Source organism: Butyrivibrio sp., from assembly GCF_024699075.1.
Genome location: NZ_JAILQF010000488.1, coordinates 1 through 15,366 on the forward strand (window position 1 = coordinate 1; position 15,366 = coordinate 15,366).

13 protein-coding genes and 1 pseudogene are annotated in these 15,366 nt (G+C 39.5%); 1 reads left to right on the top strand and 13 read right to left on the bottom strand.

What is annotated here, in order from left to right:
* The 7 genes from K6G87_RS19465 to K6G87_RS19495 all read right to left on the bottom strand — a co-directional run.
* A partial coding sequence (locus K6G87_RS19465; protein WP_296841038.1) for an acyl-CoA dehydrogenase family protein occupies nt 1–1,016 on the bottom strand: 1,016 nt, incomplete at its 3' end.
* Nucleotides 1,017–1,155: 139 nt separating this feature from the next.
* On the bottom strand, nt 1,156–2,034 hold the full coding sequence (locus tag K6G87_RS19470) for a 3-hydroxyacyl-CoA dehydrogenase family protein (RefSeq protein ID WP_027216843.1): 879 nt from the start codon (nt 2,032–2,034) through the stop codon (nt 1,156–1,158).
* A gap of 72 nt (nt 2,035–2,106) precedes the next feature.
* Nucleotides 2,107–2,901 carry an enoyl-CoA hydratase-related protein gene (locus K6G87_RS19475; protein ID WP_296841042.1) on the bottom strand — a complete coding sequence of 265 codons (795 nt, stop codon included), beginning with the start codon at nt 2,899–2,901 and terminating at the stop codon, nt 2,107–2,109.
* Nucleotides 2,902–2,980: 79 nt separating this feature from the next.
* Complete coding sequence (locus K6G87_RS19480) at nt 2,981–4,183, bottom strand: acetyl-CoA C-acetyltransferase (protein ID WP_296841046.1); 1,203 nt, start codon at nt 4,181–4,183, stop codon at nt 2,981–2,983.
* A gap of 619 nt (nt 4,184–4,802) precedes the next feature.
* Nucleotides 4,803–5,333: a ribosome hibernation-promoting factor, HPF/YfiA family gene (gene hpf, locus K6G87_RS19485; protein ID WP_296841049.1), complete on the bottom strand. Its 531-nt coding sequence runs from the start codon at nt 5,331–5,333 to the stop codon at nt 4,803–4,805.
* A 243-nt stretch (nt 5,334–5,576) separates the two neighbouring features.
* A complete protein-coding gene (locus K6G87_RS19490) occupies nt 5,577–6,866 on the bottom strand; it encodes a C40 family peptidase (protein WP_296841051.1) in 1,290 nt (429 codons plus the stop codon).
* 253 nt (nt 6,867–7,119) lie between these two features.
* Nucleotides 7,120–8,055, bottom strand: a complete 936-nt coding sequence (locus K6G87_RS19495; RefSeq protein ID WP_296841054.1) for an NAD(P)/FAD-dependent oxidoreductase — start codon at nt 8,053–8,055, stop codon at nt 7,120–7,122.
* Between the two features lie 320 nt (nt 8,056–8,375).
* On the opposite strand from K6G87_RS19495, the gene ymfI reads away from it, so the two are divergent.
* Entirely contained in the window at nt 8,376–9,098 is a 723-nt protein-coding gene (gene ymfI / locus K6G87_RS19500) for an elongation factor P 5-aminopentanone reductase (protein ID WP_296841057.1), read from the top strand.
* Nucleotides 9,099–9,152: 54 nt separating this feature from the next.
* On the opposite strand, the gene K6G87_RS19505 is transcribed toward ymfI, so the two are convergent.
* From K6G87_RS19505 to K6G87_RS19530, 6 genes and pseudogenes are all read right to left on the bottom strand, one after another.
* Nucleotides 9,153–9,518, bottom strand: coding sequence for a response regulator (locus K6G87_RS19505; protein ID WP_296841060.1), 366 nt, complete (start codon nt 9,516–9,518; stop codon nt 9,153–9,155).
* Between the two features lie 31 nt (nt 9,519–9,549).
* A complete protein-coding gene (locus tag K6G87_RS19510) occupies nt 9,550–10,437 on the bottom strand; it encodes a hypothetical protein (RefSeq protein WP_296841063.1) in 888 nt (295 codons plus the stop codon).
* 37 nt (nt 10,438–10,474) lie between these two features.
* On the bottom strand, nt 10,475–11,851 hold the full coding sequence (locus K6G87_RS19515; RefSeq protein ID WP_296841066.1) for an SseB family protein: 1,377 nt from the start codon (nt 11,849–11,851) through the stop codon (nt 10,475–10,477).
* 217 nt (nt 11,852–12,068) lie between these two features.
* Nucleotides 12,069–13,364: a M18 family aminopeptidase gene (locus tag K6G87_RS19520; protein WP_296841069.1), complete on the bottom strand. Its 1,296-nt coding sequence runs from the start codon at nt 13,362–13,364 to the stop codon at nt 12,069–12,071.
* A gap of 111 nt (nt 13,365–13,475) precedes the next feature.
* Complete coding sequence (locus K6G87_RS19525; RefSeq protein ID WP_296841073.1) at nt 13,476–14,447, bottom strand: serine O-acetyltransferase; 972 nt, start codon at nt 14,445–14,447, stop codon at nt 13,476–13,478.
* Between the two features lie 217 nt (nt 14,448–14,664).
* Nucleotides 14,665–15,366, bottom strand: a pseudogene (locus K6G87_RS19530) (hypothetical protein); the annotation flags it as partial.

Sequence of the window (15,366 nt, forward strand, 5' to 3'; positions counted from 1 at the left end):
GTTGTAACGTCCATAGCTGTCTCAGCAGCGAAAAGCTTAGCTTTAGCAGCTTCTACAGAATATCTGTCCTTAGTTCTCTTAGCTTCTGCAGCTTTGTATACAAGGAGCTGTGCAGCTTCTACTTCTGTTGCAAGGTTAGCAAGCTGGAACTGTGTATTCTGGAACTGAGCGATTGAACGACCGAACTGCTTTCTTTCTTTTACATAAGCGATTGTTCTGTCAAGAGCGCCTTCTGCAAGACCAAGAGCCTGTGCAGCGATACCGATACGTCCACCATCAAGAGTGTGCATAGCGATAGGGAAGCCCTTTCCACGAGCACCAAGCTGGTTCTCAGCAGGGATTACGCAATCCTGGAAGATAAGCTCATATGTAGCTGATCCTCTGATACCCATCTTGTGTTCCTTGGTTCCGAATGTGAATCCAGGTGTATCCTTTTCAACGATGAATGCAGTAAACTTCTTCTGCTTTCTGCCTCTCTTATCTTCAACGATATCTGTATAAGCGATGATGATATAAACATCAGCTTCCTTACCGTTTGTGATAAAGCACTTTGATCCGTTAAGTGTCCATGTCTTACCGTCTTCTGAAAGAACAGCCTTAGTCTGAACACCCTGAGCATCTGTACCAGCGCCAGGCTCTGTAAGACCGAAAGCACCAAGCTTTCTTCCTGAAGCAAGATCAGGAACGTATTTCTGCTTCTGCTCTTCTGTACCATATGTAAGAATTGGATCTATGCAAAGAGATGTGTGTGCAGATACAATAACTGATGTTGTACCGCATACCTTAGCGAGCTCTTCTACACACATAACATATGTAAGAGGATCGCATCCCTGTCCGCCATATTCCTTTGGTACAGGAATTCCTAAAAATCCGCTCTTTCCCATCTTAGTAACTGTCTCGCGTGGGAAAACTTCTGTCTCGTCTGTCTCAATTGCGAGAGGCTTTACTTCTTTTTCTGCAAATTCTCTAAAAAGAGATCTTGCCATTTCATGCTTCTGATCCAGCTGAAAATCCATGTTTTTTCTCCTTTAGTTCTATTGTGACGGCCTTGCCGCCAATTTATTCTATCAACACAGGGTTAAGCAATGGTAAACCTACTTTTAACCTGTAACTCCCGGGACAGATATGCCCGTCCCGGGAAGCTGATTAGTGATATTAAAGCTTGTCAACAGGAGTCTTTGTTCTATCTTCGTTGTACTTATAGAAACCGATACCTGACTTAACACCAAGGTGACCTGCACGAACCATCTTACGAAGAAGTCCGCATGCACGATACTTGGAATCCTTAGTCTCGTTGTAAAGAACATCCATGATAGCAAGAACGATATCAAGACCTACATAGTCGCCCAGTTCAAGGGGTCCCATAGGATGGTTACATCCAAGCTTCATAGCTGTATCGATACCTTCGATATCTGAAATACCTTCTGAATATACGAAGATACCCTCATTGATAAGAGGAATAAGAATACGGTTAACAACAAATCCAGGAGCCTCGTTAACCTGTACAGGTGTCTTTCCAAGAGTCTTGGAAATCTCGATAACCTTTTCAGTTGTCTCCTTAGGTGTGTTAGCACCAGAGATAACTTCGATCAGCTTCATTACAGGAGCTGGATTGAAGAAATGCATACCGATGATAGGTGTCTTAAGACCAGCACCGATCTCTGTTATTGAAAGAGATGATGTATTTGATGCATAGATACAATCAGGATTCTTAACGATGTTCTCCTGAAGTTCCTTGAAGCAAGCTTTCTTGATATCCATAACTTCAAGAGCAGCCTCTACTACGAGATCAGGATCTGTAGCGATTGTATTAAGACCTGTCTTAACCTTTGCTACGATTGCGTCAGCAGCTTCCTGAGTCATCTTTTCCTTCTTAACAAGACGTCCAAGATTCTTCTCGATCTTGCTCTTACCGCCATCAGCAAACTCCTGCTTGATATCGCAAAGATATACTGTCTCAACAGCGTCACACTGTGCGAATGCCTGTGCAATACCAGAACCCATTGTTCCTGCACCTATTACAGCTACTTTCATTGTAAATCCTCCTTAGATATATTTTATCTATTATTTTCCGTTAAAAGATATATGTCAGTTTTTGAGATTTCATTAAGCGTTCTTGAAATCTACGTGCTTAACCTTCTTAGGATCATCTTTCTTACGAAGGAAGTTAGCCATTCCTTCAACCTGATCCTCTGACTCGAAGCATGAACCAAAGAGCTTCTCTTCGATTACAAGTGCACTGTCGATATCTGTCTGAAGACCATCATTTATAGCCTTCTTGCATGCACGAACTGCTATAGGAGCATTGCCAGCGATTGTGTTTGCAAGCTTCTCAGCAGCAGGAAGGAGCTCTTCCTGAGTATAAACAGCATTTACAAGACCGATTCTAAGTGCTTCATCAGCTTTGATATTACGTGCTGTATAGATAAGCTGTTTAGCCATTCCAACACCAACTGTTCTTGCAAGTCTCTGTGTTCCGCCGAATCCTGGTGTGATTCCAAGACCAACTTCAGGCTGACCGAACATAGCATTGTCTGAGCAGATACGAATATCACAGCTCATTGAGATCTCACATCCGCCACCAAGTGCAAAGCCATTAACAGCTGCAATAACAGGGATAGGAAGAGTCTCAAGCTTACGGAATACATCATTACCCTTCTTGCCGAAAGCTTCGCCTTCTGCCTTTGTAAGTGTTGACATCTCTCCGATATCAGCTCCTGCTACAAATGACTTATCTCCGGCACCTGTAAGAACAAGTGCTCTTACTGTATTTAAATCAACGTTATCAAGAACTGTATTAAGTTCATCGAGAACAGCTGAGTTAAGAGCATTAAGAGCTTCCGGACGGTTAATAGTTACAACAGCGATTTTATCTTTCTGTTCGTATAAAACAAAACTCATTGATTCGTCCTCCAATTTAAGCAGTATTAAGAGGGTGTGATATAACCTTATAAGATTTTCACACCCTCTTATAATTTAATTATTCGTATTTCTCAACGATAGTAGCGCATCCCATACCGCCACCGATACAAAGAGTTGCAAGACCCTTCTTAGCGTCTTTCTTCTGCATCTCGTGAAGAAGTGTTACAAGGATACGAGCACCTGAAGCTCCAACAGGATGTCCAAGAGCGATAGCACCACCGTTAGGATTGAGCTGCTTGTCTACATCGATTCCAAGATCCTTACCAACTGCTACAGACTGAGCTGCGAATGCTTCGTTAGCTTCGATGATATCGAACTCAGAAACATTAGCGATTCCGGCTTTCTTCATAGCCTTCTGTGTAGCTGCTACAGGACCGATACCCATAACTTCAGGACGAACACCAGCAAGAGCTCCTGCTACGAATGTAGCCATAGGCTTAACACCGAGCTCCTTAGCCTTCTCCTCAGACATAACTACGAGCGCAGCAGCACCGTCGTTGATACCTGATGCGTTACCAGCTGTAACGAATCCATCTTTATTGATAGGACGAAGCTTAGCAAGAGATTCAGGAGTAACACCCTGTCTTGGTCCTTCATCTGTATCAAATATTACAGTCTCTTTCTTCTTCTTGATCTCTACAGGAACGATCTCATCCTTGAATGCACCAGACTCGATTGCTGCACAAGCCTTGTTCTGGCTCTTTGCTGCAAACTCATCAAGCTCTTCACGTGTAAGTCCCCATTCATTGCAGATATTGTCTGCTGTCTGGATCATATGATAATCATTGAAAGCATCCCATAAAGCATCCTTAACCATAGTGTCTACAAGACCACCCTGGCTCTGGCTAGGCCACATCATACGATATCCGTAACGGCCATTAGGAAGTGCAAATGGCGCAAGTGACATGTTCTCCATACCACCAGCAACAACGATATCAGCATCTCCAGCCATGATCATCTGAGCTGCCTGGTTAACGCAGTTAAGACCTGAACCACATACAACGTTAGTTGTAACTGCAGGTACTTCTACTGGAAGACCAGCCTTGATGGAAGCCTGACGAGCAACGTTCTGTCCCTGTCCAGCCTGGATAACGCATCCCATGTAAACCTGATCAACGTCTTCAGGTTTAACGCCTGCACGCTTTAAAGCCTCCTTGATAACGATAGCACCAAGTTCAACTGCAGGAGTTGTGCTAAGTGAGCCACCCATTGTTCCGATTGCTGTACGACATGCACCAGCTAAAACTACTTTCTTTGCCATTTTTATACCTCCGTTGTGTAATTGAGCTCTTATGAGAGCTTTTAGTTACATATTCAATTGTAATGCCTGATAAAATATCAATCCTTTTACCACGATAATGTCTTTATGATAAGATTTTATCTGTTCGTGGTAACGATTGTTAATTTTTTATCACAACAGATTCATTATAACATAAGGTTAGTTGAGATTGCAATATTTTTAACAAAGTGTAAGCGTTTACAATTTAAAAAATTTCTATGAACTTCAAAATCGAGTTTCATTATATGGAAATGCGCATGAATACTGCGTATGAGTAAATCAAAAATCAAGATAAACAATACCTTTTTGAAACAAAAACGTTTGGATTAATTCGAAATCAGTTTCCTAAACTCACCTTAAAATTATATCTCTTTTATAGGTGTTATATCAAGCCGTTAATTAATTGTCGTTATATAAAGACTATTATTAAATAGACATCTCTATAGTAATAACTCTATCAAATTGATAACCATATAGTAATATCTTTATCGATCATATACCTTATATAGTAATGTTGTCTTATCATTTATTGCCAAAGAAAAGGGGATGTAATCTATACATCCCCTCATAATCTCATATAAAGTTGTAAACTCAAAAGGTATTAGAACTCAGGTTCAATTATACCGTATGTATTACCTTTTCTCTTATATACTACATTAGTCTGATCTGTTTCTGCGTTAATAAATACATAGAAGTTATGTCCGAGCAGCTCCATCTGAACACATGCATCTTCAGGATACATAGGCTTAAGGTCGAACTTCTTAACTCGCTCGATACGAATCTCGTCTTCATCCATATAATCCTGCTCGATGAATTCCATCTTGAAGGAACTCTTCTCAGCCTGATGCTTGTCAATAATCTTGTTCTTGTATTTTTTGAGCTGACGTTCAATGACTTCTTCGACAAGGTCTATAGAAGCATACATATCGCTGCTGACCTGCTCAGAACGAATGATCTTACCTTTGACCGGAATCGTGACTTCGATTTTGTGACGGTCCTTTTCAACGTGTAATGTTACGTTTACGTTTGTATCAGGATTGAAATACTTTTCAAGCTTACCAAGCTTCTCTTCAACCGCTGATTTAAGTCCGGGAGTTACATCAATGTTTTTACCTATAATTGTGAATTTCATGGCAGTCACCTCTTTACTCGGAAATGATTGATGATTTCCTTTGATAGGTATAGTATAGCATCTTTAACAGTAAATATGCAATTAAACATGGCTAACAATATGAATGTTCACAGTTTGTTCAAACTGAGTATTTAAGACCATCCGACGTGAACTACCCATCGTCTAAGGATAATGGTTTTTCTGGCTATATCATAAAAAGAGCTGATGCCTATTTAAGACATCAGCTCCGTAATATTTAATAAATTAGAAGATTCTACGAACAGCGAGTGGTGTTCTGTAATTAGCGTTTGAAATAATGATACCTGTCTTAGATGTAGAAGCATGTACTATCTGTCCGCCACCAATGTAGATAGCAACGTGACCTGAGTAGCATACGATATCACCAGGCTGTGCATTTGCAAGTCCATCTACTGCTGCACCTACAGATCTGTCTGCTGATGAAGAATGAGGAAGGCTAACACCAAAGTTAGCATATACACTCATTACGAAACCTGAGCAGTCACATCCGTTTGTAAGACTAGTTCCGCCATATACATAAGGATTACCTACGAACTGTACAGCAAATGCTGCAACAGCTTCACCAATTGAGCTCTTCTCTGTTGTATAAGACTCTGCAGACTTGATACTTGATGAAGATGATGACTTGGAAGTATTAGCGCTTGCTGCAGCTCTTGCAGCTTCCTTAGCAGCTTCTTCCTTAGCAAGTCTTGCCTCTTCTTCTTCTTTGGATTCAGCTTCAACGAATTCAGTTGAGAGTGTTACGTAATCCATTGATACGTAACCTTCACCTTCTTCGATTTCTACCTTAACCCATCCATCAAGTTCTTCTGTTACTACGAGTTCATCATCGATAGGTACAAGTCCCAGAACTTCTGATTCTGTGCTTGCCTCTTTACGAACCTTAAGTGTTGTAGTTGTTACTGTAGCGATACGAGTTCCAACCTTTGGAGCAAGTTCAACTGCAGCTTCACCGGTTACACAATATTCAGCCTTTACATAACCTGTAACGGAACCTGACTTGATCTGATACCAGCCATTCTCTTCTCCAAGATATGTACCTACTGAATTATTATAAAGCTTACCAACTATGTCATAATCTTCACCAGGTCCACTTCTTACGTTAACATAATCATTAACCTGTGCAATTACGAGATTGGAAAATGTTTCCTCTTCGTCATTAGTTGTGGTTGTAGCACCAGTTGCTTCTTCTATATCGTTAAGAACCTCTTCGTCTACTCTGGATGAAAGAGGAGTAGTATTAGTTGCTTCCTTAGTTGAGGTCGTTGAAGATCCGGATGTGCTGCTTGATGAAGAGTCTGTACTTGAAGATGCTGCATCTGATGATGAATCAGCCTGCTCATCTTCCTGAAGATTTGATACTTCTACCTGATCTGAAGCAAGTTCATATCCAATTCCGGCGGAAGGAAGTACTGATGTTACTGATGAACCAGCCATAGCCTCTATTCCTGCGCCTGTAAATGTTACAGCAGCCGTCAACATACATACGGCGAACTGCTTACCAACTCTGTTCAATGTTTGGCCTCCCTACATTGTTACGAAATTGTTACACCGATATTTAATATACCGCCTAGGCTTAATTTTGTCAATACTTGTGGCAATTTTAAGATTTAATATTTTACTTTATCTTAAAATTCCACAAAATAACTGTATTTGAGGGAGATTATTTGGTGATTTTTATAATAAACAAGACTCGAATTGTCTGACAACTCGAGTCTTATTTATTAAAATTGTTTGATTTGAATGTGAAAATTTACATTAAAAATTGTTACGATTTTCCAACAAGAAAATCCTGAATTGCTGTAACTGCGTTTGCACCGTCGGCTACGGCCGTAACAATTTGGCGAAGGCGTTTCTTTCGAGCATCGCCTGCTACATAGATTCCAGGACATGAGGTTTCTCCAGTTTCCGGGGCGATTATATATCCTTTGTCATCTCGCTCAACAAGATCCTTGAATTTATCAGTTTCGGGAGTAATACCTACTGCAACAAAGCATGCATCTGTATTTACAGAAGTTTCTTCTTTTGTCTTAACATTTTGCACAAGTACAGATTCTACTTTAGAAGTTCCTTTTATCTCCTTTACAACACTATCCCAGATAACTTCTACGTTAGGAAGTGAAAGAAGCTCGTTCTGAAGAGTCTTTGCAGCTCTAAGCTCATCTCTTCTATGAATGAGATATACTTTGCTACATCCTCTTGCAAGGAAAATAGCATCTTCTACAGCTACATCTCCACCGCCAACTACTACTGCAGTCTTCCCTCTGAAGAATGCTCCGTCACAGGTTGCACAGTAGGAAACTCCAACACCGTTGAACTGATCTTCACCGGGTGCTCCAAGTTTAGAGTGATTAGCACCTGAAGAAATTATTACAGTATGTGTATCATAAGATCCATTGTCTGTATTAACTCTGAATACCGGAAGCTTTGTATCGCTTCCCTTTTCTATTACTTCTATTCCTGATACATTGCCTTCAAGGAATGGAGCCTTAAGCTTATCTGCATGCTCTCTGAATTTCATTCCCATATCGAATCCGTTGATACCCGGCAAACCAAGATAGTTATCAACTTCATATGTATTAAGAATCTGACCGCCTGAAGAGAACTCCTTCTCTATAACAGCTACGTTAAGATCAGCTCTCTTGGCATATACTGCTGCAGAAAGACCTGCAGGGCCGCTTCCAATAATTAGTGTATCGTACATAAATAGACCTCCTTATGAATCAATGTCTTATTCATTAAGTTAATAGCATTTTATCAGTGCTATTTAATTGCGTGCAATTGATTGTACTCTTATAATAACCTCTAAGTTTGTCTTTTGTCAATTACTTTGTTACCATTAAGTATAAATATTTAGCAAATATAAGTTTAGTTGCTATCTGCAAAAGAATATGCGTATATTTTTATCTTATTTATAAAAGGATTATCATATATTAGATTTTATGTTATTTGTAAAGAATTAACGTATATATTTTGTTATAAATAGAGTTTATGCTGCCAATAGTGGCAGCGGATTGGAGATATATGAACGAGTATGTTCTTATAACCGGTGCATCAAGAGGTATAGGCAGAGCTATTGCTAAAAAGCTTGCCGAAAACGGATATAATCTTTATCTTACATGCCTTCATCACGGCGATGAATTAAAAGCTTTTAGTGCAGAATTATCAGAAAAGTATGAGATCAACTGTATCCCATTTATATGTGATATAGGTAACTATAATGAAGTCAAAGAAATGTTTAAAAAGATTCCTCTTGTTAATGCCGTCATCAACAATGCAGGAGTTGCCTGGCTTGGTCTTCTTACAGATATGGAGCCTGATGAATGGAATAGTGTCATAAATACCAATCTTACTTCTTTATATAATACCTCCAAATGCGCAGTTCCTGTTATGCTGTCTATTGGCGGAGGAAGGATCATTAATATTTCCTCAGTATGGGGATCAGTAGGAGCTTCTACAGAAGTTGCCTATTCTGCAAGTAAGGGAGGTGTCAACGCATTCACCAAAGCTCTTGCCAAGGAGCTTGCTCCTTCTAATATAAGTGTTAATGCCATATCCTGCGGAGTAATAGATACTGATATGAATAGATCTCATCTGTCTGATGATGATCTTGAAGTTCTTGAAAATGAAATACCGGCGGGCCGAATGGGCACGCCGGAAGAAGTCGCAGATATGACATTGCAGATTATTACATCCCCAAAATATATGACAGGACAGATCATAACATTTGACGGCGGATGGATATAAACATGGACATATTTCTCTAATCATTAAGAGCATTATGATAATACAGGTAACTATTTAATTTACCTGTGTTATCTCGTTTAATGTCTTAACAATAGCTTCCTCATCAAGAGGCTTTGAAATAAACTCTACAGCACCTATCTTAAGTGCTTCCATCATCTTCTGTTTCTGTCCGGCTGCAGTTACCATGATAACCTTAGCCTGGGGATCAAATCTCATTATAAGCTTAAGAGAATCTATGCCGTCCATAACAGGCATAGTTATATCCATTGTGACTATATCAGGCTTAAGAGTCTGATACATATCATAACCTTCCTTGCCGTCTACTGCTTCGCCAAGAACCGTATGACCGTTGCGTTCAAGAATGTCTCTAAGTACTCTTCTGGATGTTCTGGAATCATCTACAATAAGTACGTTTGCCATGCCATTTCCTCCTCACAACTAAATGTATGCCTTAACCAATTTCTGTTTTGCCCGCATCTGAAATATTAATATATACAGTTGCATCGCTGCAATATACAGGTAATGAATACACAACAGGAGCCTTAATATTAGCAAAATGTGTGATATAGATAGGAGGTTCCAGATCTATCATTTCACCATCTGTGCTTTCCTGAGTAGCATATATTCCATTAGTACAGTTTATAAACTCACAGAGGGCATCAAGTGCATCCTCTCTTGTCTCTATAAACTCCTCTTTGGTATAGCTCATAGCCATTTTCTGAAGGTCAGTATAACTTCCGGATATACTATTGCAAAGCAGATCTCTTCCAATAGTCTTCTGATATCCGACGCACTCACCTGAAACGGTTTCTTTCTTTTCAAGTTGTCCGATCGTGACATGCTGATCAATAAGACGATATACATTCTTGACAGCTATAGTCAGAAGTTTAACCGTTTTCTCATCAGCATCCTTGGTGAAAATAGGTACTATTCTCGAAAAATCATTGCATTTTAGAGCATCAATCTCAGACTCCATAAGACCATACTTATTAGCATATTCCTGAGACAGACCTGCTATCTCATCAAGGCTCATAAAGCCAAGATCTACAATAGCCTGAGAAAATGCCATGAATTCATTACCCTGCTCACTGAGAAGTTTTGTAACCTGCTCAGGAGTAAGATAACCCATTTCAATAGCAAGATCTCCAAAATACTTGTCATGTGTTGCCTGGAGGGAGTTGATCTGTTCAGCCTGAGGTATACTCATAAGCTTTTCGGCAACAGCAATTACACCAAGTCTGGCACGGCTCTTGGCCTGCTTGTCATAAACCTGATCAATCTGCTCACCTGTCAATCTTCCCTGTTCTACAAGATAATAGCCCAACATTCGATCAAACATTTAAGCCGCCTTTCAGTAGAAGGTTTACTTGTCAGTCTTAATCTTTGTTATAAGGTGTAATATCAGCCTCTTTTTCGCTAACATCACCCTTCTGTGTAGCAATTGTATCTTCTGTCTTATTTTCATCAGATGCACGTCTTGGCATCTGGATGATCTTTTCTGCAACATCTTCTGCACTGGCTCTCTTGATAAGATCCTGTGCACTTGCCTCTTTAGAAGGCTTTGCTGCTTTATTCTTGGAAGCCGCAATTACCTGTGAAGCAGCTTCAAGTGCCATCATCTTATCCTTTGGAAGCATGATATTTTCTCCCATAGGATTAATTGCAATACCATCCTTGTCCTGAACAAATCTTAAGATGTCACTGAATTTGAATACAGCGCCTTCAAATCCTTCTCTTCCAAACTTTTTAGCAAATTCAATACCATCTGTAAATATTGGAAGGAATAATTTTTCATTATTGGTCTTCATTACAGGAAAACGAAGCTTAGTGTCCTTATTGAACTTGATACGTCCATCTTCCATTACCTGGGCAGGACCTTCATGCTGAATAGGAACGATATAACGTCCTGCTCTTGCAAGGGCAACCATTCTTGCTTCCTTGGTCTGTACAACCTTTGTTCTATTTTCATACTTAACAGGCCAGCGCGCCTCTGATAAGAAGTCAAGCATAGCAAGTCTAAGCTGAGGATTCATCGGTGCCTGTTTCTTATCATCTGTAAAGTTAGGAGGAGCCACGATCTCACTTCTTGAAAATCTTGCTCTATACTGACCATTGTCAATAACTATTCTCTCAATTCCAAGATAGTAAAGATAATCAAAGAAGCCTCTGTCAGTACTCTCTGCTCCCTCAGGACGAGCCGGACAATCCTTAACAACAAGCTTTCTAAACTGCTTACCATAAGCTATTGCTACTTTCTGTGCTACGTCCTTATCTAAATAGATATAAGCAAATCCATTCTCGATAAATGGAAATTTAGTTGCTTCATCATATAAGCAGTAAAGCATTTCTGCATCACGTACACGATTTAAAAGTTCATTGTAGAGAATGCGGTGATTCTCACTAAAGTATTTGAGCTTACTCTTGGAATTAAAATATTCCTGTGTAGTAAGTACAAACAAAAGTTCGGGAAGAGACAGGAACTTGAGTGTATCAAGGCTGATTCTCTCTTCATAAATAAGTGGTCCGATCTCATCCTTACGTTCCTTGGATACCGGATCTTCGAGCACATCAGGTTCTTCACCTGAAGGACGAACCTTAGAGATTGGTACAGGATGTGGCCATTCAAGACCTTCATGTGCTGCAATCTGATCTTCTTTGCTCTTTATAGCCTCTTCTTCTTTGCGCTGCTCAGCCTCAATTGCGGCAGCTTCTTCTTTCTTCTTGTTACCCCCGAATAAATCAAACAAACCCATAAAACTAGTCCTACTTTCATTATAACTATATATTTTTGAATTATATATTCAAAAAGTATCAAAAAGCTAATTCAATATTTTTAAACAATAAGCCTTTTGAAGTCTTGATCAAGTGATCTTAAAATCCGCCTTTAATGCGGATTTTAAGATTTTTGGTTAAAGTGATAATACATCTTCAATTATAAATGATTATAAATAATCTTACAACCGCTCAAATTTAAGAGATATGAATGTCTATATTAGATTCATAGAATGCCTTGACACCTTCTGCCATGTACTTAGGATCCTTAGAACCGGCAGTTTCATAAGGAGAATGCATTGCAAGCTGGGCAAGTCCTATATCTACTGTATTAAGAGCAACCTGAGTGTTACTGATGTTACCAAGTGTAGATCCTCCAGGCATATCACTTCTGTTAGTGAACATTTGATAAGGAACCTTGGCTCTGTCAAGAACCATGCGAAGCATAGCTTCTGAAGCTCCGTCAGTTGTATACTTCTGGTTTGCATTAAATTTAATTACTATACCCTTGTTCATGCATGGACGATTGACAGGATCTGCTTTATCTCCATGATTAGGATGCATAGCATGAGCATTATCAGCTGATAACATAAAACTCTGGGCAAGAGCTGTATGATACTGCTGTCTTGTACGGCCGCATCCATCACATATTCTCTCAAGTGTATCCTTAAGGAAAGTTGATGCAGCACCCTGCTTGGTTCCGCTTCCTACTTCTTCATTATCAAATACGCAGTGCATAAGGACATGAGATGAAGATGCAGAATTAAGGAATGCTTCAAAAGTTGTATAAACACATTCCTGATCATCAAGTCTTGAAGAGCTGATATATTCTTTGCCAGCGCCCCATACAGTAGGCTTAACTCTGTTATAAAGGAAGAGATCACTTCCTATAACATCGCTTTCCTTAACGCCTGCAGCTTTTGCTACAGTTTTATTATATGTTCCCTTGGATGCTATATCTCCGAATATAGGCTGCATATCTTTTTGCGCATTGAACTTATATCCACTGTTGGCTTCTCTATTCATGTGAATAGCAAGAGAAGGCATCATTACAAGGTCTCTGTCGATATTAACAAGCTTCATTGAAATATTATTATCATCATCCTTAACAAAAACTCTTCCTGCAATGGAAAGAGGTCTGTCAAACCAAGGACCATCAAGCATTCCGCCATAGCCTTCAACGTTTAATTTAACGTACATTCCACCTTCAGGCATTTCCGGATTCTCTTTGATCTTAAATGAAGGGGAATCGCTGTGGCTTGCTGTCATAAGGAAGCCTTTGAAATCTTTCTTTGGTATCTGGAATGAAATTATTGAAGAGCCATTACGGTTAACAAAATATTTGCCACCGGCTTTGATCTTCCAATCTTCAGACTCGCGAAGCCTTGTATATCCTTCAGCTTCAAGTCTCTTCTCCATATTATTGATTACATGATAGCATGTAGGAGATGCATCAATGAACTTAAGCATATCCTTAGTAATCTTTTCGAACATTTATAAAACCTTCTTTCAACTTTAAATATATTTAAGCAGTTGCTGCGACAAGCATTATGACATTAAGCCGCAGACATTCCGCTTTATAAGCATATCAAATTATATGTGTGATCAGATGACAAAGTCATCACTATCATCTTCGCACCAGCATTCGCCCTGTTTGAACTCAGATGGTGTATGCTCATTGCCATTACCATCTTTATAAATAAGTTCCTGGTTCCTGATGGTAACCCTTGTGCATGCAGGCACAGATGCTGTAATAAAGCAGTTTGAACCTACTACAGAATCATGACCTATAATGGTCTCTCCTCCAAGGATTGAAGCTCCTGAGTAAATTGTTACATTGTCTTCAACGGTAGGATGACGTTTTTTGCCTCGAAGATCCTGACCGCCTCTTGTAGAAAGAGCTCCAAGTGTTACACCCTGATAGACCTTCACATGCTCGCCAATTATAGTAGTCTCTCCAACTACAACACCGGTTCCATGGTCGATCATGAAGTACTTACCAATGGTAGCTCCCGGATTTATATCAATACCGGTCCTGGAATGGGCATATTCTGTCATCATACGTGGAATAAGTGGCACACTAAGCAGATAAAGTTCGTGCGCCATACGATTAACTGTTGTAGCAAGAATTCCCGGATAAGAAAGAACTATCTCTTCCTTACCATAAGCAGCAGGGTCTCCGTCAAATGTAGCCTGTACGTCCGTATCAACATATTCCCTTATCATAGGAATCTTCTCACCAAACTCACCAGCTATTCTCTTAGCAGCCTCTTTTCTTAGAGTCTCATCAGTATCGCGGTACTCTTCATTATAAGAAAGCGCAATAGTTATCTGCTTCTCCAGATTATACATTACGTCTTCTATAAGGACCGACATTCGGTTTCTGTCATTAAAGCTTCTGTAAACCCTGTCTCTATAATATCCTGGGAAAATAACATTAAGAAGCTTAAGGGTTATATCCTCAACCGCTTTAGAATCCGGCTGACCAAACACATCCATTTTGTCAACATCACGCTTCTTGTCATAATCTTGAAGAATAATTTTAATTATGTGATTGATCTCATGATTATCAGGCATGATACTGCCTCCTTCAAAATTCAAAATTGTACAATCACTTGGATTATACCATAATTGCCCACTAGTAGCGAGTAAAACAAAGAGCATGTCACCCAGTAGCAATCTAAAGATAATACGTTATCCACTATATCGTTATAAAAGCAAAAAGCGTAGCAGTCATAAAACTACTACACTTAATAAAGCTTTGGTTGTATCTTGATACCGACCATCTTTTGTATTACTTATTATTCTGATCATTTCTCTTGAAAGAGCCAAGACCTGATTCCTTTTCCTTCTTACCACTAATACCTGAAATAACAGCGACAACAAGACCTACTCCGGAAAAGATATACTGCATTACCAGATTCTCCATGAATGCTGAACGCCAGGTTTCACCGAACTTGTCAATCTTATCATCAACTTCGATAAATGCTTCAAATACACTATAGCCCTTGAATAACTGCATGATGTCTATAGCAAAGCAAAGTCTTGTACCAACATATACCATGATAAGAGTAACTATTGTGCTTATTGCAATACCCTTGTAGGAATTTCTTCCTGAAAACTTTTCATATCCCTTGAATGCACAAATAGCCATTATAAATCCTGTATAAAAAGATACTCTGTCTCCCATAGAAAGAAGTACCATGAAAGCTACACCAACAAGAGAACCTAAAATGGCGCCAAGGATACCTTTACCTACGTTCTCCTCTTTTTCCATTTCTGCAGCCATCTTATCAACACTCATAGCCTGTCCATTAAGTCTTGCTCCCTGAGCATTCATATTGTATCCATTTGCATCATATCCGGAAGCATACTGCGTATTATTATAAGAAACAGACTGATCGTTATTCTGGTAATTAAAGTTTTGATTACCTTCTGCTCCGAAATTATTCTGGTAATTATAATTTTGATTACCTTCTGCTCCGAAATTATTCTG